At 73.9% G+C, this 23,448-nt stretch carries 18 protein-coding genes; 7 read left to right on the top strand and 11 right to left on the bottom strand.

Annotated features, from left to right (window positions below):
- The first annotated feature begins 60 nt into the window (after window positions 1-60).
- Complete coding sequence (gene erm, locus ACFYL4_RS11220; protein WP_387518208.1) at window positions 61-930, top strand: ErmE/ErmH/ErmO/ErmR family 23S rRNA (adenine(2058)-N(6))-methyltransferase; 870 nt, start codon at window positions 61-63, stop codon at window positions 928-930.
- Between the two features lie 35 nt (window positions 931-965).
- On the opposite strand, the gene treZ is transcribed toward erm, so the two are convergent.
- Both treZ and ACFYL4_RS11210 read right to left on the bottom strand, forming a co-directional pair.
- Entirely contained in the window at window positions 966-2,759 is a 1,794-nt protein-coding gene (treZ, locus tag ACFYL4_RS11215) for a malto-oligosyltrehalose trehalohydrolase (RefSeq protein WP_387518228.1), read from the bottom strand.
- Between the two features lie 121 nt (window positions 2,760-2,880).
- Window positions 2,881-3,699: a putative RNA methyltransferase gene (locus tag ACFYL4_RS11210; protein ID WP_387518227.1), complete on the bottom strand. Its 819-nt coding sequence runs from the start codon at window positions 3,697-3,699 to the stop codon at window positions 2,881-2,883.
- Window positions 3,700-3,869: 170 nt separating this feature from the next.
- On the opposite strand from ACFYL4_RS11210, the gene ACFYL4_RS11205 reads away from it, so the two are divergent.
- Window positions 3,870-4,703, top strand: coding sequence for a MerR family transcriptional regulator (locus tag ACFYL4_RS11205; RefSeq protein ID WP_387518207.1), 834 nt, complete (start codon window positions 3,870-3,872; stop codon window positions 4,701-4,703).
- A 99-nt stretch (window positions 4,704-4,802) separates the two neighbouring features.
- On the opposite strand, the gene ACFYL4_RS11200 is transcribed toward ACFYL4_RS11205, so the two are convergent.
- Genes ACFYL4_RS11200 through treY form a run of 4 tightly spaced genes read right to left on the bottom strand, consistent with a single transcriptional unit; the run spans window position 4,803 to window position 9,571 of the window.
- Window positions 4,803-5,255, bottom strand: a complete 453-nt coding sequence (locus tag ACFYL4_RS11200) for a thioesterase family protein (protein WP_387518206.1) — start codon at window positions 5,253-5,255, stop codon at window positions 4,803-4,805.
- A complete protein-coding gene (locus ACFYL4_RS11195; RefSeq protein ID WP_387518205.1) occupies window positions 5,252-6,241 on the bottom strand; it encodes a 3-hydroxyacyl-CoA dehydrogenase NAD-binding domain-containing protein in 990 nt (329 codons plus the stop codon). The genes ACFYL4_RS11200 and ACFYL4_RS11195 overlap by 4 nt, the downstream gene beginning before the upstream one ends.
- 29 nt (window positions 6,242-6,270) lie before the next feature.
- Window positions 6,271-7,167 (bottom strand): 3-keto-5-aminohexanoate cleavage protein, encoded by an 897-nt coding sequence (locus ACFYL4_RS11190; RefSeq protein WP_357766021.1) that lies wholly within the window; start codon window positions 7,165-7,167, stop codon window positions 6,271-6,273.
- A gap of 58 nt (window positions 7,168-7,225) precedes the next feature.
- Window positions 7,226-9,571 (bottom strand): malto-oligosyltrehalose synthase, encoded by a 2,346-nt coding sequence (treY, locus tag ACFYL4_RS11185; RefSeq protein WP_387518204.1) that lies wholly within the window; start codon window positions 9,569-9,571, stop codon window positions 7,226-7,228.
- A gap of 302 nt (window positions 9,572-9,873) precedes the next feature.
- Here treY and pstS point away from each other — a divergent pair, with 302 nt between their 5' ends.
- Window positions 9,874-11,016 (top strand): phosphate ABC transporter substrate-binding protein PstS, encoded by a 1,143-nt coding sequence (pstS, locus tag ACFYL4_RS11180; RefSeq protein WP_357766014.1) that lies wholly within the window; start codon window positions 9,874-9,876, stop codon window positions 11,014-11,016.
- Window positions 11,017-11,061: 45 nt separating this feature from the next.
- Here pstS and ACFYL4_RS11175 read toward each other — a convergent pair whose 3' ends face one another.
- The 5 genes from ACFYL4_RS11175 to ACFYL4_RS11155 all read right to left on the bottom strand — a co-directional run bounded on the left by ACFYL4_RS11175 (window position 11,062) and on the right by ACFYL4_RS11155 (window position 17,201).
- Entirely contained in the window at window positions 11,062-12,729 is a 1,668-nt protein-coding gene (locus ACFYL4_RS11175) for a glycosyltransferase (RefSeq protein WP_387518202.1), read from the bottom strand.
- 96 nt (window positions 12,730-12,825) lie between these two features.
- Window positions 12,826-12,996 carry a hypothetical protein gene (locus ACFYL4_RS11170; RefSeq protein WP_357766009.1) on the bottom strand — a complete coding sequence of 57 codons (171 nt, stop codon included), beginning with the start codon at window positions 12,994-12,996 and terminating at the stop codon, window positions 12,826-12,828.
- An 89-nt stretch (window positions 12,997-13,085) separates the two neighbouring features.
- Window positions 13,086-14,093, bottom strand: coding sequence for an NlpC/P60 family protein (locus tag ACFYL4_RS11165; protein ID WP_357766007.1), 1,008 nt, complete (start codon window positions 14,091-14,093; stop codon window positions 13,086-13,088).
- A 473-nt stretch (window positions 14,094-14,566) separates the two neighbouring features.
- Window positions 14,567-16,465: an alpha/beta fold hydrolase gene (locus ACFYL4_RS11160; protein WP_387518201.1), complete on the bottom strand. Its 1,899-nt coding sequence runs from the start codon at window positions 16,463-16,465 to the stop codon at window positions 14,567-14,569.
- Between the two features lie 274 nt (window positions 16,466-16,739).
- Window positions 16,740-17,201, bottom strand: coding sequence for an Rv3235 family protein (locus ACFYL4_RS11155; protein ID WP_387518200.1), 462 nt, complete (start codon window positions 17,199-17,201; stop codon window positions 16,740-16,742).
- A 156-nt stretch (window positions 17,202-17,357) separates the two neighbouring features.
- Here ACFYL4_RS11155 and ACFYL4_RS11150 point away from each other — a divergent pair, with 156 nt between their 5' ends.
- The 4 genes from ACFYL4_RS11150 (at window position 17,358) to ACFYL4_RS11135 (ending at window position 23,373) form a co-directional block, all read left to right on the top strand.
- Window positions 17,358-18,173, top strand: coding sequence for a glycerophosphodiester phosphodiesterase (locus ACFYL4_RS11150; RefSeq protein ID WP_387518199.1), 816 nt, complete (start codon window positions 17,358-17,360; stop codon window positions 18,171-18,173).
- Between the two features lie 8 nt (window positions 18,174-18,181).
- Window positions 18,182-19,567, top strand: coding sequence for an MFS transporter (locus ACFYL4_RS11145; RefSeq protein WP_387518198.1), 1,386 nt, complete (start codon window positions 18,182-18,184; stop codon window positions 19,565-19,567).
- A 72-nt stretch (window positions 19,568-19,639) separates the two neighbouring features.
- A complete protein-coding gene (locus ACFYL4_RS11140) occupies window positions 19,640-22,633 on the top strand; it encodes an SNF2-related protein (protein WP_387518197.1) in 2,994 nt (997 codons plus the stop codon).
- The gene (locus tag ACFYL4_RS11135; protein ID WP_357765990.1) at window positions 22,630-23,373 is read left to right on the top strand and encodes an SWIM zinc finger family protein; all 744 of its coding nucleotides are present in this window, start codon (window positions 22,630-22,632) and stop codon (window positions 23,371-23,373) included. The genes ACFYL4_RS11140 and ACFYL4_RS11135 overlap by 4 nt, the downstream gene beginning before the upstream one ends.
- Window positions 23,374-23,448: the final 75 nt, after the last annotated feature.

Here is a 23,448-nt window from a genome sequence, read left to right as displayed (position 1 = left end):
GCCGGTCCGTGCTGCCCGTCCTCGTCAGACCGCCCCCGAAGGCGGCAGAACGGACCACGCGTGGCACGCCACTCCCGCAGGACCACCGATCACCGCAGGAACGCCCCCGAGCGGGGGAACGCCCGTCCGGACCACCGGCGGCGCCTCTCCCAGAACTTCCTCGCCGACCCCGGAACCGCGCGCTGGGTCGTGCGGCTGTCCGGCGTGGGCCCCGACGACCTCGTGGTCGAGGTCGGCCCGGGTGAGGGCGCCATCACCCGGTTCCTCGCGGCCGCCGCCCGGCGGGTGGTCGCCCACGAACTCGACCCCCGCCTGGCCGCGCGGCTCGCCGAGCGCTACCGCGACCCGGCCCGGGGCGTGCGGGTGGAGCACGGCGACTTCACACGGTCACGGCCGCCCCGCGAGCCGTTCGCGGTGGTCGGCAACATCCCCTACTCCCGGACCTCCGACATCGTCCGGTGGTGCCTGGAGGCGCCCGGGCTGAGGTCGGCCACCCTCGTCACCCAGCTGGAGTACGCCCGCAAGCGCTCCGGGGCCTACGGGAGGTGGAGCCTGGTCACCGTGCTCACCTGGCCGTGGTGGTCGTGGCGGCTGGCCGGGCGGATCGACCGGAACCGCTTCCGGCCCGTGCCCCGGGTGGACGCGGGCGTGCTGGTCCTGACCCGCAGGACCGCGCCCCTGCTTCCGGTCGGACGCCGGGGCGAGTACCGGCGCGTGGTCGAACTCGGCTTCGGCGGCGTGGGCGGGTCGTTGTCGGCGTCGCTGTCCCGGCGCTACCCGGCCCGGCGGGTGGCCGCCGCGCTGGGGGCGGCGGGCGTGCCCGGCGCCGCACCGGTGGGGATGGTGCGCCCCGACCAGTGGGTCACCATCTTCGAGACCCTGTCCGGTCCCGCACACCGAACGACGCCGCGCCGCCACGACCGGGGGTGATGTGAGCGGGGTCGGCGCGGGCCCGCCGACCCCGCTCACATCCGCAGGACGGCGAACGACTCCTCCGGGACGGTGACCGTACTCGCCTCGATCTTGGCTCTCCCGGAGTCCAGCACCACCGCGCGCGGCTCGGCTCCCAGATCCACCGCGGCCTCCCGGTCGCCGAGGTTGCACACCAGGCGCAGCGATCCCCGGTGCAGGGTGAGCACACGTCCGTCCCGGTCGGCGTCCACGCGGAACCGGTCCAGGCGCGGGTCGGCGAGCTCGGGTTCGGCGCGGCGCAGGGCGATCAGGGCCCGGTGGACCTCCAGCACGCGCGCGTGCGGTTCCCGCGACGGTTCGGTCCAGTCCAGAACGGCGCTGTCGCGGGTGGCCGGGTCCATCGGGTCGGGGACCTCCTCCTCCGCCCAGCCCAGGGCGGCGAACTCGCGGCGGCGGCCGCGCCGCACCCCCTCGGCCAGGTCGGGGTCGGCGAAGGACGCGAAGAAGGGCCAGGGGGTGGTGGCCGCCCACTCCTCCCCCATGAAGACCATCGGAGTGTAGGGCGAGCACAGGACCAGTGCGGCACCGCAGGCCAGTAGGCCCGGCGAGACGTGCTCGCCCATGCGGTCGCCCCGGGCCCGGTTGCCGATCTGGTCGTGGGTGCCGAGGTAGCCCAGGAACCGGCTCCCGGGCAACCGCGCGGTGTCGACCGGGGCTCCGTGGCCGCGTCCCCGGAAGGTGGAGCGGGTCCCGTCGTGCCAGAACACGCGGCGCAGCGTCTCGGCCAGGACCGAGGGGCCCTCGAAGTCGGCGTAGTAGCCGTGGTTCTCCCCGGTGAGCGCCACGTGCAGGGCGTGGTGGAGGTCGTCCGACCACTGCGCGGTCATGCCGAGCCCGCCCGCCTCCCTGGCCAGGACGGTGCGCGGGTCGTTGCGGTCGGACTCGGCGACCAGGGACAGGGGGCGTCCCAGACCGGTGGCGAGCGCCTCCACCTCGGCGGAGAGTTCGGCGAGCAGCGGCACCGCGCGGTCGTCGCGCAGGGCGTGGACGGCGTCCAGGCGGAGCCCGTCCAGGTGGTAGTGGCGCAGCCAGTCCAGGGCGCCGTCGAGGACCAGCCGCCGGACGGGGTCGGAGTCGGGGCCGTCCAGGTTGAGGGAGGGCCCCCAGTCGTTCTCCCCGGAGAAGTAGGGCCCAAAGCGCGGCAGGTAGGCGCCCGAGGGGCCGAGGTGGTTGTAGACGACGTCCAGGAGGACGGCCAGACCCCGGCGGTGGCAGGCGTCGACGAACGCCTTGAGGGCGTCGGGGCCGCCGTAGGGGGCGTGGACGGCGGACCACAGGACGCCGTCATAGCCCCAGCCGTGGGTTCCGTCGAAGGCGTTGAGCGGCAGGAGTTCGACGTGGGTGACGCCGAGGTCGGCCAGGTGGTCGAGGCGGTCGGCGGCCGCGGTGAGGGTGCCCTCGGGAGTGAAGGTGCCGACGTGGAGTTCGTAGACGACGCCCCCGGCGAGCGGCCGACCGGTCCAGGTGTGGTCGCTCCAGGTGTGGGCGGTGTGGTCGAGGACCCGGCTGGGCCCGTGTACCCCGTGGGGCTGCCACAGGGAGCGGGGGTCGGGCAGGGGTTGGGGGTCGTCGTCGAGGAGGTAGGCGTAGGAGGTGCCGGGTCCGGCGCCCTCCACCCGGGCGTGCCACCATCCGTCGTCGGCGCGTTCCATCGGGTGGTCGGAGCCGTCGGCGCGTACGCGTACGCGCTCGGCCCGGGGCGCCCAGACGGAGAAGTCGCCGCACACACCGCGACCAGGAGAGTGAGGCGCGGTGTCGGCGTGACTGGAGTGCGGGGTGGCGGGCATGACCGGTTCGTTCACGGGGAGTGGCCTACCCCGGTACCCCGCGCGCCACGCCGACCGGTCCACGGGCCCGCGAGGGCGGCGCCCCGGCGGGATGCGCCCGAGCCACCGCCCCGGCCACGCCCTACGGGGACCTGAGGTAGGTGCCCAGGCGCACCGAGGCGGTCGTGGCGAACGGCTCGGGTAGCTCGGCGACGCGCCCCGCGAGCTCCTCGGGGGTCACGTGCCGGGCGCTGGGCCCCATCCCCACCACGGTCCGGACGTCCTCGTGCTCCAGGTCCATCGTGAAGCGCAGCTCCCGGGTGGCGACGGGGGTGAAGTGGCCTTCCAAACTCTGGGCCAGGCGTTCGTCCTTGCGGGGGTCGACGTCGAGCAGCCCCAGGGCCGCGCGGGGTTCGGTCAGGTGGTCGGGGGCCGGGGTGACCACCAGCAGCACCCCGCCGGGCCGCAGGATTCGGCGGAACTCGGCCGCGTTGCGGGGGGCGAAGACGTTGGTCACCGCGTCGGCGGTGTGGTCGGCCAGCGGCAGGCGGCGCCAGGAGTCGGCGGTGACGGCTCCGCCGCGCGGGTGCGCGCGGGCGGCCCGTCGGGCGGCGAACTTGGAGACGTCGGTGGTCAGCCCCACGGCGTCGGGAAGCTCGTCGAGAATGCGGGTGAGGTAGTGGCCGGTGCCGCCGCCGACGTCGACGATGACGCGGCGCCCGGCGAGCTCCTCGGCCAGTGCCCGGGCGAGGGGGTCGTAGTGGCCACGCTCCTGGAAGCGCTGGCGGGCGGCGACCATCTCCCTGGTGTCGCCGGACCCGGGCGGGGTGGCGCCGGTGAGCAGGCTCGCGTAGCCCTCCCGGGCGACGTCGAAGCTGTGGCCCCGCGCGCAGGTGAGCCCCTGGTCCAGCGGGAGCGCGCAGACGGGGCAGGTCAGGGAGGCCGCCAGGGCGGCGGGCATGCGCAGCTCGGGGCCGGTCTTCTTCGTCATGATCACGGTCAGCCTACCGAGCGCGGGGCACCGCGCGGCCCGGACCGGTTCCCACCGCCCGGGCGAGGCCGAACTCCGAACCCGCCGGTCGTGTCCGCGCACGAGTGCGACCCGCGCGGCCGGGCGGATAGCTTGTGTTCATGGGTGAGAGGCCGGTGCGACAGCCGACGAGTCGAGGCGGCGCGGACGATCGGGCCACGACCGTGGGAGTGGTCGCCTCCCTCCTGGGGGTCACGGTCCGGACGCTGCACCACTGGGACGAGATCGGCCTGGCCCGCCCCAGTGAGCGAAGCGCGGCGGGCTATCGGATCTACACGGCCGAGGACGTGGCCCGTATCCACCGGGTGCGCGTGTACCGGGACCTCGGGGTCTCGTTGGAGGAGATCGCCCGGCTGCTGGACGCCGACGCCGAGGAGGCCGCGCGGTCCCTGCTCCACCAGCGGGACCGGTTGCGCGGGCGCGTTCGCGAGCTGGAGCGGATGGCGGAGGCCCTGGAACGCCTGGCCCGGGCCAGGCAGGAGGGCGTGCTGCTGTCGGCGCGGGAGCAGATCGACGTCTTCGGGGCGCACTGGCAGCCCTCCTGGGCCGCCCGGGCCCGCGAACGCTGGGGCGCGACCCGCCAGTGGGCGCAGTTCGCCGAGCGGGCCGCGAACCGCACCGCCGAGGACTGGCGGCTGGTCGCACAGCGGGTCAGGGCACTCGACGCCGACCTGGCCGAGGCGGTACGCACCGGTGTCGCACCGGCGAGCACGGAGGCGAACGCCCTGGCCGAACGGCACCGCGAGTCGATGGGCGCCTACTTCGACTGCACACACTCCATGCAGGTGATCCTCGCCCAGACCAACGTGGACGACCCGGGGTTTCGGGCGCACTACGACGGCATCGCCTCCGGGCTGGCGGTGTGGCTGCGCGACGCCGTCAACGCCAACGCCCGCGCGCACGGCGTCGATCCGGAGAACGCGCTGTGGGAGTGACCCGCGCCGTCCGGCATCGGCCGGGTTCATGACGTCCGGGCGCGTTCACCGGGCCCGCCGGGACGGACTCCGCCCCGCTCCCACGTCCCGAAGCTCCGCCTAGGAACCGACGGAGCGGCCCGCGTAGTCGGGGGCGGGTTCGGCGAGGGCCGCCAGGCGGGCGGCCACCTCCTCGGGGAAGGGCACGGCCCTTCCTCGCCCCCGGTCGACGTGGAGCGCCATCAGCTCCTCGGTCGCCACCAGGGCGCCCGCCACCAGCATCTCGTGGCAGATCCGTACCTTCCTGCCCACGGGGCGGCCGGGTTCCGGTCCGACCACCCGGGTGCGGACCCGGACCTCGGCGTCGGCACCGACCTCCAGCAGGTACCGCACGTGCGCCTCGACGGTGTAGAGCGAGCAGCCGGACGCGTCGCGGTAGGCCGCTCCCAGACCGACCCGGTCCATGAGGGCGTCGGTCGCGAACCCGAAGAGCAGGACGTAGTAGGCCTCGCTGAGGTGACCGTTGTAGTCGATCCACTCGGGCCGCAGCCGCCGGGTGAGGGTCGTGTTCACGCGCCGCCTCGCGTTGGCTCGGCCGCCTCGGCCCGTTCGACCTCCGCCAGGGCGCGCGCCACCGCGATCAGACGCCGGTCGCGCTGGGCGACGAGTTCGGCGGTGGAGCGCCCGGCCACGACCTCGTCCGTGCCCGCGACCATGCGGTCGCGCAGCTCAGCGGTGAGTTCGGGGGCCTCCAGGCGGGTCCACGGCTCCTTCAGGGACGGCCCGAAGTGGTCGAGCATGTGCGCCATCCCGCCCTCTCCTCCGGCCAGGTGGAAGGTCAGGCAGGGCCCGAAGAAGGCCCAGCGCAGACCGGGCCCGCTGGTCATCGCCCGGTCGATCTGTTCCACGGTCGCCTCACCCTCGGCGACCATGTGCAGGGCCTCGCGCCAGGCGGCCTCCTGGATGCGGTTGCCGATGAATCCGGGAAGCTCGCGGTCCATGCCGATCACCGACTTGCCCGCGACCCGGTAGAAGTCCGCGGCCCAGTCGACGGCCCACCCCCGGGTGCGTTCTCCGCCGACGACCTCGACGAGGGGCACCAGGTAGGGCGGGTTGAAGGGGTGGCCGACCACGAGCCGCTCCGGGGTGCGGGCGGCCACCTGCATCTCGCTCATGCCGTAGCCGGAGGTGGACGAGGCGATGACCACGCCCGCCGGGGTGGCGGCGTCGATCTCGGCCAGCAGGCCGATCTTGAGGTCGAGGCGTTCGGGGGCGCTCTCCTGGACGAAGTCGGCGTCGGCGACCGCCTCGGCCAGTGTCGCCGCGACCGGCAGGTTCTCCTGGGCGGCGCCCTCGGCCAGTCCGAGCTCCTCCAACGCGGGCCAGGCCGAGGCGACCAGGGCGCGCAGCCCGTCCTCGGCTCCGGGGTCGGGGTCCCAGGCGACGACCCGGTAGCCGCGGCCCAGGAAGTGGGCGACCCAGCCGCCGCCGATGACGCCCGCACCGACGCAGGCGACCGTGCGCACGTCCTCGGGGGTGGTTCTCGCGTTCTCCGACATGGTGCTCCTCAAGGGGGTGAAGGGGGAGGTCAGGCGCCGCGGAGCTTGAGCATGGCGCGGGTCTCGGCCGGTGTGGCCACCCGGGCGCCGAGCCCCTCGATGAGGGAGACCGCCCGCTCGGTGAGTTGGCCGTTGGTGGCCTTCACCCCCCGGCTCAGGTACAGGTTGTCCTCCAGACCCACCCGGGCGTGTCCGCCGAGCAGCACCGACTGGGCCACCCAGGGCATCTGTCCGCGACCGATGGAGAAACTCGCCCAGTGGGCGCCCTCGGGGAGCAGGTTCACCATCGACAGGAGCACGCCGGGGTCCGACGGCGCCCCGTAGGGGATGCCGGTGCACAGCTGGAACATCGTCGGGTCGTCGATGAGGCCCTCGGCGTACATCGTCTTGGCGAACCACAGCTGGCCGGTGTCGAAGATCTCCAGTTCCGGGCGGACCCCGAGTTCCTGGATGCGCCGGGCGCCCGCGCGCAGCATGTCCGGGGTGGAGACGTAGACCTGGCTGCCGTCCCCGAAGTTGAGGCTGCCGCAGTCCAGGGTGCAGATGTCGGGCAGCAGCTCCTCCACGTGCGGGAGCCGGTCCAGGCCGTTGACCAGGTCGGTACCCTCCTCGAACCGGAGCGGGTCGTCCTGGCCGAGGACGAGGTCGCCGCCCATGCCCGCGGTGAGGTTGATGACGATGTCGACCCCGGTCTGGCGGATGCGGTCGACGACCTCGCGGTACAGGGCGTTGTCCCGGGAGGGCGCGCCGGTCTCGGGGTCGCGGACGTGGATGTGCACCGCGCTGGCTCCGGCCCGCGCCGCCTCCACCGCCGACGCGGCGATCTCCCTGGGGGTCACGGGTACGTGCTCGCTCCGGCCGACGGTGTCTCCGGCGCCGGTGAGGGCGCAGGTCAGGATGGGTGTGGGGTTGAGGGTGTCGCTCAAGGGGCTCCTTCTCGGTGATGGGGGACGGAGCCGGCGCCGGGCCGGCTCCGGAAGGGCTCTACCGCCGGACCAGGACGGCCACCGGGTAGTGGTCGAGCACCTCTGACAGGCGGGCGGTCGTGAGGCCGTCCACGCGTTCGGGGGCGAGCGTGCGGCCGGTGAGGCGGTCGGTCCACTCCCCCGGTCCCGAGGGCAGGGGGAGCACCGTGTCGGCCCAGCCCCCGGCGTCGGCCAGGGTCACCGGCAGGCGGGTGGCCACCACCGCCAGGCCGGGCTCGCGGGTTCCCCGGGGGGTGCGCGCGAAGGCGAGGGCGTGCCCCGCCGAGGGCCCCTGGGCGGCCAGCGGAAGGTAGCCCGTGGGGCGCAGTTCCCGGCGGGTGCGCAGGCAGGTCCGGACCACGTGGAGCTTGGCGGCCCCGGTGTCGTCCACGGGCGGGCGCCACCCCTGTTCGAGGCGATCCAGGAGCGCGGCGCGGACCGCGTGGTCCACGGGCCTGCGGTTGTCCGGGTCCACCAGGGACAGGTCCCACAGCTCGGTGCCCTGGTAGACGTCGGGCACGCCCGGGCCCAGCAGCTGGAGGGCCTTCTGCCCCAGGGCGTTGCTCCAGCCCGGCTCGCGCAGGGACTCCGCCAGGGCCGCGACCTCGGCGTATAGGCCCGTGTCGGCTCGCAGCCGCTCGGGCCACGAGCGGACGCGGTCCTCGAAGTCGGGGTCCGGAGCCGTCCACGAGGTGCCCAGCCGGGCCTCGCGGGCGGCCTTGAGCAGGTAGTCCACCAGGCGCTGGTCACTCAGCGGCCAGGCGCCCAGGAGGGTCTGCCAGCCGAGGAGGTCGAGGGAGGGCTCGGGCAACGGGACGCGTGCGCTCCAGCGGCGGACGGCGTCGGCGAACTCGGCGGGGATCTCCGAGAGGACGGCCAGCCGGGCGCGCACGTCCTCTGAACGCTTGGTGTCGTGGGTGGAGAGTGCGGTCATCGTGTGCGGTTCGGCCGCCTCACGGCGCAGGTTGTCCTCGTGGAAGGCGTCGGGCGCCACACCGAAGCGAGCGGGGTCGCCGCCGACCTCGTTGAGGGCGACGAAGCGGGTCGCCCGGTAGAACGCGGTGTTCTCGGTGCCCATGGCCACCACCATGCCGCTGGTCTGCTGGACGCGGCGGGCGGTCTCGCCGTGCGGGTCGTCGCGGACGGCGCGGTCCAGTGTCTTGAGGACCGGCTGGAGGTCGGGGCGGCGCTCGGCGGCGGCGCGCACGGCGCGGAACCAGGCCGGCTCGCCCTCGGGCAGGTAGGAGCGGTACACGTCGAAGGAGGTGAGGAGCTCGGTGACGGCCTCCTCGGCGCCCTCGGCGGCGGGCAGTGTCGCCGCGATCCTGCGGACCTCCGTGCGCAGGAGCTCGTTGGCGGCGTGGGAGCGGGCCTGGTGGTCGACGGCCCCGGTGTCGGTGGGCACGCCGAGGTCGCGGGCCAGCGACGTCAGGACGGGTTCGGCGTCGGAGTCGACGAACACCCCGCAGACCGTGCGTAGGGCGTCGTATCCGGTGGTCCCGGCCACCGGCCAGGAGGCGGGGAGGGTCTCTCCGGGCGCGAGGACCTTCTCCACCACGATCCACCCGGGGAAGCGTTCGGCGAGGCGGCGCAGGTAGCCCCCGGGGTCGCTGAGCCCGTCCACGTGGTCCACCCGCAGCCCGTCCACGCCCCACCGCAGGATCTCGGCGTGGGCGGCGTCGAAGACCCCGGGGTCCTCCACACGGACGGCGGCCAGGTGGTCGACGTCGAAGAAGCGGCGGTAGTTGAGTTCGCTGTCCCCGCGCCGCCAGGAGACCAGCCGGTAGTGCTGGCGTCCGTGCACGTCGGCGGGGTCGTCACCGGGGGCGTGGGTCCCCGGGGCCAGCGGGAAGCGCAGGTCGAAGTAGACCAGGTGGCCGTCGGTGAGGGTGAGCTCGGACAGGGCCGCGCGGCCGTCGTCGCCGTCGTCGGCCAGGACCGGCACCAGGATGGGCCCGGAGTCGTGGTCCAGGTCGAAGCAGCGGGCGTACACGGAGTCCCGTCCGTGTTCCAGGACGTCCCACCACCACGGGTTGGCGTCGGGGCGGGCCACCGACATGTGGTTGGGCACGATGTCGGCGACCACGCGCACGCCGAGCTCGCGTGCCCGCTCCAGGAGCGCGGAGAGCGCCCGTTCGCCTCCCAGCGCCTCGGAGACGCGTGTGGTGTCCACCACGTCGTAGCCGTGGTCCGATCCGGGCGCCGCCGCGAGGAGCGGAGAGAGGTAGACCGCGCCCACTCCGAGCCGGTGCAGCTGGTCGAGGAGGGCCGTGGCCTCGGGGAGGCCCAGACCCGGCCCCAACTGGAGCCGGTAGGTCGACGTGGGTGCCTGGGGGCCGTTCGGGCCGGTGCTGTGCGCGCTCATCACCCAGGATCAGTGCCCGGCCGTTCGGCGTGTCATACCTGTCCTGCGCCACCCGTGTCGGAAGGCCCGGCCCGGCAGCCTTCACCGGCGGAGAACCCCTCGTTCACCTCCCGTCCACCCGGCGTCCTCCGGGCCGCCACGGACACGTCCGGTTCCGCACACACCCGCGTTGGGGAAGAGCGTCCGACAATGGTTAAATTCATCGGCGGTCTTCCGTCACCAGCGACGACGCGCCGGGAACCGGCGGCCGGTGGTCGCCGGTGCCGAGGCCCACCGACTCCGACGAAGGGGATAGAAGCAGCGTGCTCCCGTCCAACAAGCGCACCCGCACCCAGCGCCGTCCCAGCACCCGCCGGGGCGCGGCCGCCTCGGCCGCGCTGGCCGGACTTCTGCTCGCGTCCACCGCCTGCGGCAGCGACGACGCCGTCCAGGGGGCGGGGCCCGAGGTCCCCGACGACCTGGAGTGCTTCTCGGGGAGCCTGCACGGTTCCGGGTCCAGTGCCCAGGAGAACGCGATGACGACGTGGATCGCGGGCTTCCAGTCGGCCTGTGAGGACGCTCGCATCTACTACGACTCGATCGGCTCGGGCGGCGGCCGCAACCAGTTCATCGACGGCGCGGTGACCTTCGCCGGGACCGACGCGGCGATGGACCCCGAGGAGAACGCGGACGCCGTGTCGCGCTGCGGGGGGTCCGACACCATCAACCTGCCCGCGTACGTGGTGGCGATCGCGGTGGTGTTCAACCTGGACGGGATCGAGCACCTCAACCTGTCCCCGGACACCCTGGCGATGATCTTCAACCAGGACATCACGCGCTGGGACGACCCGCGGATCGCTCAGGACAACCCCGACCTCGATCTGCCGGACCTGGCGATCACGCAGGTCAACCGGGCCGACGACTCCGGTACGACGGAGAACTTCACCCGTTACCTCGCCAAGGCGGCCCCCGACGCGTGGCCGCACGAGGCGGGCGGCCAGTGGCCGATCACCCCGCGCGAGTCCGCACAGGGCAACAGCGGCATCGCCGACACGGTCTCGCGCGCGAACGGCGCGATCGGGTACGTGGAGATGTCCCACCTGCACGGACTCCCCGCCGCCAGCATCGGCGTGGGCGACGAGTTCGTGGACATCGCGCCGGAGGCGGCCGCCAAGGTCGTGGCGGACTCCCCGCGCCGCGAGGACAACACCAGTGAGTTCGACCTGGCCCTGGACCTGGACTACGGCACCACGGAACCGGGCAGCTACCCGTTGGTGCTGGTGAGCTACGAGACGGTGTGCCTGGACTACCCGGACGCGGGCGAGGCCGAGCGGGTCAGGGCGTTCCTGCGGTACGTGGTGAGCCCCGAGGGCCAGGAGGCGGCCTCGGAGGAGACGGACTCGACTCCGGTCAACGACGCGCTGCGCGAGGACCTGCTGGCGTCCATCGACGCGATCGGCTCCTAGCGGGGGCGGTGGCCCCCGGGCGCGTCACCGAGGTGGCGCGCCCGTCTACGTGCCCCCGTCCGGGTCGTCGTCGGGCATCTGGCGGCCGCACGCCCGGCAGGCGCGGTGCCAGAGCCCGCGCAGCCGGGCGCGTACCGACCCGCGCGGGCGGGGGCGGCGCCAGCGGCGTCGGGTACGCCCTGTCCCAGTGCCGTCGTCCCCCTCTTCGGCCGGTCCGTCGGGTTCGGGGTCGGCGGGCACGGGCAGGAGGGTGTCCGCGGCGGCCCGGGGCGGTGGCGGGACGGACCGGTGCAGGGTCAGATCGGTGAGCGTGCCCTCGCCTCCGTGGATGCGGTAACGGCCGTGGAGCTCGGCGACCACGTCGGCGAGGTCCTCGTCCTCGCCGCACACCCGCATGGCCCGGGCGAGCGCGCGGGTCCGCCAGAGCCGCACCCCCGCGTCGCGGGTGGGCGAGGCGGCCAGGAACAGTTCGGTGAGTCCGGCGCGGGCGCGCTCGGCGCTGGCCAGCAGCCGCGACAGGGCGAGCTCGCCCAGCCCCCACGCCACGGGTACCTGGAGCAGGAACGGCGAGGGGAATCCGGTCCTGGGAGCGGAGGCGGCGAAGGAGATGCGCGGCTCCCGCAGGTAGTTGGCCTGGATCAGGCGCAGGTCGAGCTGGGGCCCCTCGAAGGTGCCCGGGGCCGCCCCGACGCCCTCCCAGTCGGCGACCAGGGTGACCGCGAGGTCGGTCTCGGTACCGCCGAGCAGCCGGTCCACGCACCCCCGGACCAGGTCGTAGGGGGCGCCTGCGACGTCCACCACGGCGTGGACCAGCGGGGTGCGGCGTCGGGCCTCGGGGACCCGTTCCCGGTAGGCGTGCGGGTGGGGCATGAGCTCCGCGAGGACCTCGGTGCGGAAGCGCTCGGAGGGCAGGCGGGTGCGCGCGGTGGAGGCCGCGCCCACGTGCCAGGCGGTGGCGGCGCGTTCGGGGACCATGACGGCTCCGGCCTGCCAGAGCCGGTAGCCGAACTCGGTGTCCTGGCCGAGGTCGAGGTCGGGGTCGACCCCGCCCGCGGCTTCGTAGAGGCTGCGCCGGACCCCGGCGGCGGCACCCAGGTAGGCGTGGAATCCGAGGTGGTCGGCGTCGCGCAGGTCGTCGCTCTGGTCGAGCAGGTGCTCGATCCAGTCGTGGCGGCCGCCGGTGTCCGGGGCTCCTTGCGCGTCCGCGGCGCGTGCCATGGCCAGGACCGCGTCGGGTTCGTGCGGGTCGGTGTCGCTGAAACGGACGCGGCCGAGGGTGACGCACTCCGCGTGGGCGTGGTGCCAGCGCGCCTGGGCCTCGACGAACTCGGGGCAGACGACCATGTCGGCGTCCATCCACATGAGGACGTCGCCGGTGCTGGCGTGGGCTCCGTAGGCGCGTGCGTATCCGGCGCCCCAACCGCCGTCGGGCGCGGCCACCACGCGGCAGCGGCGGGGCCGGACGTCGGGGAGCGTGAGCGGTGGCGCGGAGTGGTCGTCCACGACCACGACCTCGAAGAGGTGTTCGGGATAGGTCTGGTCGGAGAGCGAGGCCAGTGCCAGGTCGAGCCGTTCCTGGCCGCCCCGCGCGGGGATGATGACACTGACGGTGAGTTCGGGTGTCCAGCGGCCGGTGGCGGGGGGTGTCAGCGCGCTCCAGTCGTTGCGGAACACACGGGTGGCGACCCGTTCCACCCGGCCGCGGTGGGACACCCCGTCAACATGAGACCCTACGTGCTTATTCAGTGACACAGAGTCACTATAGCGATGTTTCCCCACACAGAGTGAGTGTCACCCCGCGTCGCTGTGTCACCGGCCCTGTGCCTGGGACCTGAGCATCCGTACGCCCAACAGGACGACACCGGCGACCAGGGCGATCATGACGCCCCACACCAGCAGGCCGACGATCACCGACAGCAACCAGAAGAGGGCGACGACGACCGCGACACCGGCGGCGACCCTGAGAACGAGACGACCCATGCGCGGAAGAATACGCGGCCGCCGCCTCCGGCGGAACCCCGGTCCGCCCTCCGGGAGGGGGCGGACCGGGGAGCCAGCGCGGGAGCGCCCTAGCCGGGGCGGACGGCGCTGGTGAAGACACCGTCCCAGTAGGCGGCCAGGGAGACCTCCTCCAGAGGCTTCGACGGGTTCGATCCGTGGATCATCTTGCCGTTTCCGGAGTAGATGCCCACGTGGCTCGGCGCCGAGACGCTGTAGAAGAACATCAGGTCGCCCGGCTGGAGCTGGTCGCGCGAGACCGGGGTCCCCGCGTTGACCTGGTCGTAGGTGGTCCGCGGCAGGTTCACGCCCGCCTGGGCCCAGGCGGCCTGGGTCAGGCCGGAGCAGTCGTAGCCGTTGGGACCGGTACCGCCCCAGACGTAGGGCTTGCCGATCTGCGCGCGGGCGAAGTCGAGCACGGCCTGGACGTCGCCGGAGACGGCGACCGCGGCTCCGGCGGAACCGCCGTCCGTGCCCGTCCCGGAGTCCTCGCCCACGGTCGGGTCGACACCTCCCAGACTCTCCAGCACCTCGGCCTGCTCCTCCAGTGCGGCCTCCCCCTGGGCCACCGCCTCCTCGGCGGCCGCCAGGGACTGGGCCGCGGCCTCCTCGGTCGCCTCAGCCGCGTTGAACAGCTCCTCGGCGTTCTCGACCTCGGTCACGTAGTCGGCCAGGGTCGCCTGCTGCCCCTCGGACAGGTAGTCGAGGTCGGCGATGTTCTGGAGCGCGTTGTCGGCGTCGCCGCCGAACAGCACTCCCATGGAACTGTGGGTGGCGCCGGTGTAGGCGCCCTGCACGATCACCGAGACCTGGCCGGACTTGGCGTCCAGTTCCTCCTGGGCCTGGTCGAGCCGTTCCTGGAGGTCCTCCAGCTCGGCCTCGGTCGCGGCGTGGTCCTCCTTGGCCTCGTTGTAGTCCGCGTTCAGCCCGGAGAGCTCCTCCTGGAGTTCCTCGTAGCGTTCACGGGCCTCGGACTCGGTCTGGTCGGCCAGGGCCACGCCGGAGGACAGGACCACGGCGCCGAGGGCGACGAAGCCGACCGTCGTCAGGCGGCGGGTGGGTTCGGGGTTGCGAGTCACAGCACCGACTGCCTTTCTCCCACACCCGTTTACCGGCACGCGGGCATCCCGAAGGCGCGCCGAGGGACGGCGCGGGGATGCGTGGCGGAGGGGTACCGGCGGCGACGGGAAGGGTCGCGTGAAGACGCCGGGCGTCGTGACGGCCCCCGCTCCTGGGAAGAGGACAGCTGCTGAGCGGGGCGCAACGGCAGGCCGTACGCTGTCACCCTGGTGGTGACGAACCGGGGCGTTCCGACCTGGGGGAACACTAATTCATCCCTCGGACCGGACGCGACCCGTCCGTGACCTCCCGTTGGGCGACCCGCCCCCGCCGCCCCGGGGGCGGACCGGCCCGGAACCCCGCCGGGCGCGAGGGTGGCGTCGGGTCGATCCCGGATCGGGCGGTTCACGAACGGGTCGAGCGCGGACGTGACCGTGGCGCGTCTCACACCGCCAGCGGGAAGGGGTCGGACACCGGTGCCCGACCCCCGACGTCACAGGTGGCGGGCCCACCATTCGAGGATCGCCTCGAACCGGGCCACCCGGTGGCTGGGCAGCCCCGTACGCGACAGTTCGTGGCCCTCCCCCGGGAACAGCAGCATCTCGGTCTCGTGCCCGCGCCGCTTGAGCGACACGAACAGGCGCTGGGCCTGTTCCACCGGGCAGCGCCAGTCCTGCTCGGAGTGGATGATGAGAAACGGCCGGTCGATCCGGTCGGCGTGGCTGAGCGGGCTCTCCTTCGCCCAGGTCTCCGGCGGCCCGTACAGCGGCTCGGGGAAGTAGGGCCCGATGTCGGACGACCCGTGGAAGCTGTCGATCGCGTTGACGGCGCGCTCGCTGATGGCCGCCCGGAAGCGGTCGCCGTGGTGGGCCGCGATCCACGTGGTCATGAACCCGCCGTGCGAACCTCCCATGACGCCCACCCGTGAGGCGTCCAACCGCTCGTCGGTCAGTGCCTCGTCCAGGAGGGCGAGGACGTCGGTCGAGGTGACCGCGCCCACCGACCCGATGACCGCCCGCCCGTGTTCCTGGCCGTAGCCCGAGGAGCCGCGCGGGTTGCAGTAGACCACCGCGTACCCGGCCGCCGCGTACACCTGGGTCTCGTCGAAGAGCTGCCAACCGTACTGCGCGAAGGGTCCGCCGTGGATCATCAGCACCACGGGGTGCGGCCCCTCCCCCTCGGGCACCGCCACCCAGCCGTGCACCTCGGTGCCGTCGACGGTGCGGGCGGTCAGCTCGGTGACCGCGACGGGGTCCAGCTCGGGGTCGCCGAAGGAGGTCAGCCTCCGGGGCCCGTCGCCGGTGACCGCGTACAGTTCCCCGCTGTCGCGCTCCCCGGACGACGCCACCACCGTGACCCCGCCCGCGTGGTCGAAGGAGGTGACCTGGACGTGTCCGCCGTGGACCACGGAGCGCACGCCGCCGGGGGTGACCCGGTACAGCTCGACCGCGCCCCGGTTCTCTCCGGTGACCAGGACGCCCTCGTCGGTCACCCGGGGAGTCTGGACCATGCGGGGGTCCTCGGTCCCGGTCAGCCTCCGGGGAGGCTCGGTGCCGTCGAGCGGGACCGACCACAGGCCCGTCACCCGGCCCACGAAGTCGCTGAGGTCCGGGCCGAGCTCGTCGGCGAGGAAGTACACGGTGGCGCCGTCGTCGGCCAGGGCCGCCGCCCGCGCGCCCAGGTCGCCCCGGGTGATTCGGCGCGGCTCGGCGCCCGCCTCGGGGGCGCAGACCCACAGGTCGCGGACGAGGTCGGTGTCCCGGGTCGCGTGCAGGGCGGCGTCGAACACCAGCCCGGTACCGTCCGGGGTCCACAGCGGCCGTCCGTGGTCGGTGTCGCCGACCGTGACCTGGACCGGCTCGCCCGCCTCCCCCGCCGGGTCGACGGGGGCGCTCACGAACACCTGCTGGCGCCGGTCGTTGGTGAACCCGAAGTCGTCGAGACGGTACTTGAGCGCGGTCAGGCGCCGCGGCGGTTCCTTGTCGGGAGTGCCGTCCACGTACCGGCCCTCCTCGGGCACGCGCGCGTTGTAGGCCAGTCGGGTGGAGTCGGGGCTCCAGGTGAAGGCTCCGGCGCCGAGGGGGTGTCCGGTGATCCTCCACGGCTCTCCGCCGTCCGAGGGCAGCACGTGGATCTGCGGGCGCCGGTCCTCGTCGGGGCGCAGGAAGGCGATCCACCGGCCGTCGGGGGAGAAGAGCGGGGAGGCGTCGCGCTGCCCCCGGGTGAGTCTGCGGGCGGGCGCGGACCCGTCCGTGGGCACGGTCCACAGAGAGCCGAGGTAGGCGTCCTCCTCGAGGTCCGGGCGGGTCACGGCGAGGACCGCCCGGGCGCCGTCCGGGGACAGGGACGGTGCGCCGAGGGTGTGCAGGCGTGCGATGTCAACGGGTTTCATAGACGAGTGGCGGCCGCGCGGGGGCGCGATCCGCCGTCTCCTTCCCTTGGGTACGGGGATGCCGGTGACCGAAGGCGCCCCCCGGTCAGGGGGTCATCCCACCCCGGACCCTATCGACGCGCTATGGGTCGCATCCATAGGTCCTGTCCCCTTTGTGTGACGCGTTCGTCGGGGACGGCCCGGGACGCCGGGGCCGTACCGCGCCGCCCGGGCCCGGGGCCCACCGCCCAGCCCGCCGCTGGCGTGTGCGCTCCGTGCCCGGGGACGGCGGCCCTCACAGGGAGCCGTCGGTCTCCAGACGGGTGCAGACCCAGCGGGTACCCTCCCGGCGCAGACGGAAGGCGAAGACGCGGGAACGGCTGTCGCAGGAGATCACCGCGCTGGCCTCCACCCCGCCCGCCCCGAGCGGCTGGTGGAACACCCGGGTCAGCCGGGGCGCCATCGCGCAGTCCACCGTGCCACGCAGTCGGCGCAGTTCCTCGCGGACCGGTACGGTCACGTGGTCGCGCAGCACCTCGGGCGCCCGCCTGCCCACCAGCACCTCGGCCATCTGCTGCGCCAACCTGCGGACGTCTCCCGGGGTGCGGTGACCGGCCAGGGGGGCCGCCGCGCACCGTCCCGCGGTCATGCCCCGGCGCGGGGTCCGGGCGGGGGTGCGCACCGGCCGCCAGGGGTGGGCGGCGGCGCGGGCGCAGAGGTGGCGCCGACAGGGGTGACCGGGAGTGGCGTGCGACATGAACGATTCCCTTCCGGGGAGGAACGAGGACCCGACACCCTTCAAGGAGCACGGCCCCGGGTTCCCGTGCCACCTGGCATTCCAGCTTTCGCGCGACCGTCGACACGGCTCACCCTCGACGAGCGGCCCCCACCTGGGAACCGTCATACTTCAGGTGTGACTCACGCTTACCTTTCCTCCCCCGTGCCCGTCGCCCTCGCCCACCGGGGCGGTTGGCTCACCGACGACCAGGGCGTGCGCCGCACCGAGCTGGAGAACACGGCCGTGGCCTTCCAACACGCCGTCGACCTGGGCTACGCGTACCTGGAGACGGACGTGCACGCCACCAGCGACGGCGTGCTCATGGCCTTCCACGACCGCACCCTGGACCGCACCACCGACCGGGCGGGCGCCATCGCCGCGCTGCCCCACCGCGAGGTGGCCCGGGCCCGGGTCGCGGGCAAGGAACCGGTCCCCCTGCTGGAGGACCTGCTCGGCGCCTGGCCCGGCACCCGCTTCAACATCGACCTCAAGGCGGACGGCGCCGTCGTGCCGCTCCTGGAGGTGATCCGCCGCACCAACGCCTGGGATCGCGTGTGCGTCGGTTCCTTCAACCAGAACCGCCTGGAGCGGGCCCGGCGGCTCTACGGCCCCCGGGTGGCCACCTCGTGCGGGCCCGCGGACGTGGCGCGGCTCCGCCTGGCGTCGCTGTCCCCGGTCCTGCGCCCCTTCGCCAGCCGCACCCCCGACTGCGCCCAGATCCCGTTGAGCCACGCCGGTTTCCCGGTCCTCAGCCGCGACGTGATCCGCACCGCCCACCGGATCGGCATGCAGGTCCACGTGTGGACCGTCAACGACACCGGGGTGATGGAGCGGCTGCTCGACGCGGGCGTGGACGGCATCATCACCGACAACACCGCCGGGCTGCGCGAGGTGCTCGTCCGGCGGGGCCGCTGGAACCCGCACGACCCCAGAACCGCGCAGAACGGATAGCCCCCTCCATGGCCACGACCACCGCGGACAACTCCCCCGCGTCCGACCCCGCGCAGCGCAGACGCGAACAGCGCGGCTGGTACACCTACGACTGGGCCAACCAGGTGTTCATCACCTCGGTGGTCACCGTCCTCATCGGCCCCTACCTGTCCGGGCTGGCCTGCTCGGAGGCGGGCGCGGCCGGGGACTGCTCCCAGCCCGGTCTCGTGCTGTACCCGCTCGGCGTCGAGTGGTTCGGCATGCACCCGAACTCGCTGCACCCGATGGTGACCACCCTCGCCGGGATCATCCTGCTGGTGATGCTGCCGGTCGTGGGAGCGCTCGCCGACCACACCCAGCACAAGAAGCGGTGGCTGTTCTGGCTGGCCGCCGCCGGGTCGCTGTGTGTCAGCGCGCTGTACCTCACCAGCGACTACCAGACGGCCGCGCTGCTGTTCGTCGCGGGCAACACCTTCTACGGCATGTCCCTGGTGGTGTTCAACGCCTTCCTGCCGGAGATCGCCACCGCCGACGAGCGCAACCGGGTGTCGGTGACGGGGTGGGCGCTGGCCTACCTGGGCGGCGGCCTGCTGCTCGCCGCGCACATGGGCCTGCTGGCCTCCGCCGAGTCCCTGGGGGTCTCCGAGGGGCACGCGGTCCGCATCGCCTTCGCGTCGGTGGGCCTGTGGTGGTTCCTCTTCTCCGTCATCGGCATCCGCCTGCTGCGCAACCGCTACGGCGGGCTCGCGGCGGAGCCCGGCCCGCCCAGGCTCGGCTCCTCGCTGCGACAGTACGGGCGCACCCTGCGGGAGATGCGCCACTTCCCGAACACGTTGACCTTCCTCCTCGCGTTCGTGCTGTTCAACAACGGCATCCAGGCGGTCATCTACTTCGCGGGCAGCTTCGCCAGCCAGGACCTCAACCTGTCCCTGGCGGTCCTGAGCGCCACCATCCTGCTCATCCAGTTCGTCGCCTTCGCGGGCGCGCTGCTCATGGGGTGGATCGGCCGCCGGTTCGGCACCAAGAACACGGTGCTGGCGAGCCTGGTCGCGTGGTGCGCCCTGGTCACCTGCGGCTACTTCCTGCCTCCCGACGACCCGGCGCTGTTCCTGCTGCTCGGGGCAGGCATCGGCCTGGTGCTGGGCGGCACCCAGTCGCTGGCCAGGGCCCTGTACTCGCTGCTCATCCCGCGCGGACGCGAAGCGGAGTACTTCAGCCTGTTCCAGCTGGCCGACCGGGGTTCGGTACTGCTGGGGGCGGCCTCGATCACGCTGGTCGTCAACCTCACCGGAGGCTTCCGCACCGCCATCTTCTCCTTGGTGGTGTTCTTCGTCATCGGCGGCGTGCTGCTGTGGCGCACGGACCTGAGGAAGGGCATCGAGGCGGTGGGCAACACCGTGCCGAACAACCTCTGACCCGTCACGGAACGTCGTCGGTCCCGGTGATACTGGGGGCCGACGACGTTCGTGTTCGGTACGGGGGGTGCGGTGCGGGTTCTGCACGGGGTGTGGTCCAGGGACGCGCTGGTGCTGTGGGGCGAGGGCGAGCCGCACGCCCGCCCCCGGGGCCCGCGGGCGGGGGCGCACCCCAGCGCGGCCGGGGTCGAGGAGCTGCGCGCGATGGCCGCCAAGGCCGGGATCGACCCCGACGCGCCCGCCGCCGTCGCTCCGGTACTGCGGCTGCCGGGGAGCGCGGCGGCCCCCGCCCCCTCCGACACCCCGGACGAGGCCCCCGCCGAGTTCGGCGACTGGTCGGTGCCGGGTCTGGAGCTGTCCGCGGCCGGCGCCCACCTCCTGCTCTCGGCGCTGGGCGACCTCCCCGTGGCGGTCGGCCCGGCCCTGGCCCACCTGCGCGCGGTGCACACCCTGGCCGAGCAGCTGGTCCGAGCCGGGTGCGTGCTGCCCGACCTGGTCGGCGACCCGCCCCGGGCGCGGTGGCGGCCCGCGCCCCTGGACACCGCCGAGGAACACCTGGCGGCGCTCACCCGGGCGCTCCCTCCCTCGGCCAAGGCGCACCTGCGCCCGGAGGAACACGGTGACGCGGCCCGCCTGTGCGTACTGGCTCCGCTCGAACTGCTCACCGACGCCGTCGCCCGGAGCCGGTCCGCCCCCGGGCGCGCGGGTCCGCCCGCCGAGGAGGACGCCCCGCCCGCCGCGCGGCTGGCGGCGGCGCTCACCGGCGACCGCGCCGGAGTGGACGCGGGCACCGCGCGAACCCTGCGCGGTCCCCTGCGGGAGTGGCGCTCCCGCGTGCGCGGCGGCGGTCGGGCACAGCTCCTGTTCGTCCTGCGTGAACCCGAGCCCGAGGGACCGCACGGCGGTCCCCGCCCCTGGACCCTGGAGTTCTGGGTGCGCTCCACCACCGACCCCGGCCTGCGCCTGCCGCTGGAGAGGGTGTGGCGGGGCGAGGGAGCCGCGTGGCTCCCGGAGGACGTGGGCACCACCGCCCTGGCCGACCTGCGCGGGGCCGCGCGCCACCTGCCCGGCCTCCACCGCTGTTTGCGCGAGCTCGCCCCGGCCCGGCTGGTCATGGACACCGCACGGGCACAGGACTTCGTGGGCGGGGCCGCCGCCCGGCTCACCTCGGCGGGGTTCGGCGTGGTCCTGCCCGAGTGGAGCGGACGCGCGGCCCTGTCCCTGCGGATGACGGTGCGGGAGGAGCCCCAGCGGCGCGGACGCGGCGGTGTGGGCCCGAACGAGCTCGTTGACGTGTCCTTCGAGGCCCTGCTGGGCGGCCCGGGGTCGCGGGAGCCGCTGGACGGCGCCGAGTTGGAGGAGCTCGCCGAGCTGGCCCGGCTCAAGCGCTCCCTGGTCCAGGTGCGCGGCCGGTGGATGGAGATGGACCCCGAACGGGTCGGGGCCGCCCTGGACCTCATGCGGCGCGGCGGGCGCGTGCCCCGCGAGGCGGCGCTGCGGACCGCGATCGGCGCGGAGCCGACCCCGCTGCCGGTGGCGGACGTGGTGGCGGAGGGGCCGCTGGGGGCGCTGCTGGACGGCGGGGTCGAGGCGGTGCCGCGCCCGATGGGCAGCCCGGCCGGGTTCGAGGGGACGCTCCGCCCCTACCAGGACCGGGGTGCGGCCTGGTTGCGGTTCCTGGGCGAGCTCGGGCTGGGCGCGGTGCTCGCCGACGACATGGGGCTCGGCAAAACCGTGCAGCTGCTGGCGCTGCTCACCGACGAGCGCGCCGAGGGCCCCGCCCCCGGCCCGACCCTGCTGGTGTGCCCGGTGTCGCTGGTCGGCAACTGGCGCAAGGAGGCGGCGCGGTTCGCGCCGGGGCTACGGGTGCACGTCCAGCACGGCCCGGACCGGCCCGGCGGCAACGCGCTCGCCCGGCTCGTGGGCGGCTGCGACCTGGTGGTCACCACCTACGGGGTGGTGGCGCGCGACGCCGAGGAGCTGGCGGGCCTGCCCTGGCACCGGGTGGTCTGCGACGAGGCCCAGGCGCTCAAGAACCACGCCACCCGGCAGGCCCGGGCGGTGCGGTCGCTGCCCGCCGCGACCCGGATCGCCCTCACGGGCACCCCGGTGGAGAACAACCTGGGCGAACTGTGGTCGGTGATGGAGTTCGCCAATCCCGGTCTGCTGGGTACGGCGGCCGGGTTCCAGCGCGCGGTGGGCGCCCGCGCCGAGGCCGAGGGGGGCTCGGGTGAGGGCACGGACCTGGTGCGGCGCCTGACCGGGCCGTTCGTGCTGCGACGGCTCAAGACCGACCGATCCGTCATCGCGGACCTGCCGGACAAGCACGAGATGCGGACCTGGTGCACGCTCACCCCCGAACAGGCCTCCCTGTACAAGGCGGTGGCGGACGACCTGGCCGAGCGGATGGCCGAGGCCGACGAGAAGGAGCGCAAGGGGCTGGTGCTGTCGGCGATGTCACGGCTCAAACAGATCTGCAACCACCCCGCGCAGTTCCTCGGGGACGGTTCGGCGCTGGCGGGGCGTTCGGGCAAGCTCGACCGCCTGGAGTCGATCCTGGGCGAGGCGGTGGCCGAGGGTGACAAGGCGCTGTGCTTCACGCAGTACGCGCGTTGGGGCGAACGGTTGGCCCCCTACCTGCGCTCGCGACTGGGGGTGCCCGTGCTGTGGCTGCACGGCGGCACCTCCCGCGCGGAGCGCGAGCGGATGACCGAGCACTTCCAGACGGTGGCGGGACCAGTGGTGTTCCTGCTCTCGCTCAAGGCGGCCGGGACCGGTTTGAACCTGACCGCGGCCAACCACGTGGTGCACGTGGACCGCTGGTGGAACCCCGCGGTGGAGAACCAGGCCACCGACCGGGCCTTCCGGATCGGCCAGCGCCGGAACGTACAGGTGCGCAAGCTGGTGTGCGTGGGCACCGTCGAGGAGCGGGTGGACGAGATGATCGAGCGCAAGAGCGTGCTGGCGGACGGCGCCGTGGCCACCGGGGAGGGCTGGCTGGGCGGATTGTCAGTGGAGGACCTGCGCGAGGTGGTGCGGCTGGCGCCCGAGGCGGTGTCGGGGTGAGCTGGGCGGAGCTGGTGCGCGACGCCCTGGGCCTCACCGGGGGCGGGGGCGGAGCGGTGGAGCGGCTCACGGTGGGCCCCGGTGAGGTCGGCGCGCGGACGCGGGGGCACGAGGTGAGCCTGATCCGGACCGTGTGGCCGGACCGCGAGTGGGAGAGGGCGGGCGCCGCGCTGGCCTCGCAGCCGCTGTTCCGTGCCCGTGTGCTCTCCGGTGAGCTGCCGGGGGCCGTGGCGCGGGTGTTCGCGCTGCTCGGCCTGGACCTGGTACCGGACGGCTGGGGCGACCTGGTCGCGACGTGCTCGTGCGACCACTGGCAGGGCCGGTGCGCACACGTGCTCGCGGTGGCCGACGCCCTGGCGGCCGAGGCCGATCGGGACCCCTTCGCCCTGGCCCGCTGGGCGGGCCGGGAGCGGCGCGCGCTGGTGGAACTCGTGCGTTCCTCGCCCACCGGTTCCCCGGCCCCTTCGAGTGAGGGAACGGAGTTCACCGGTGGCGGGGCCGAAGACCATTCCCGGGAACGGTGGGAAACGGGAAACGACGTTTTCGCCGCACAGGCACAAACGGCGTCCCCCCTTTCTCCGGCGGGATTTTGGGCCTTCCCCGTGATGCCCGCGCCACCAGCGCTGCCGGACGGTGCCGGGGATCGTGTCAGGGCCGCGGCGCCAGGGCATGTCGCCGACCACCTGCCCGGTTTCGACCGTTCCGCGAAGGGCCGCTCGGAGACCGGCGAAGGGCTCTGAGGCAACGCGTCGACCTTCTTACGGAAAACGCCGGTGGGGGCGCCCGGTCACGGTTACGATTCGCCTGGAGACGAC

Origin of the sequence: Nocardiopsis sp. NPDC006938, assembly GCF_042869555.1 — a bacterium.
Lineage (GTDB): Bacteria > Actinomycetota > Actinomycetes > Streptosporangiales > Streptosporangiaceae > Nocardiopsis.
This window is presented reverse-complemented; position numbering and strand designations above follow the sequence as displayed.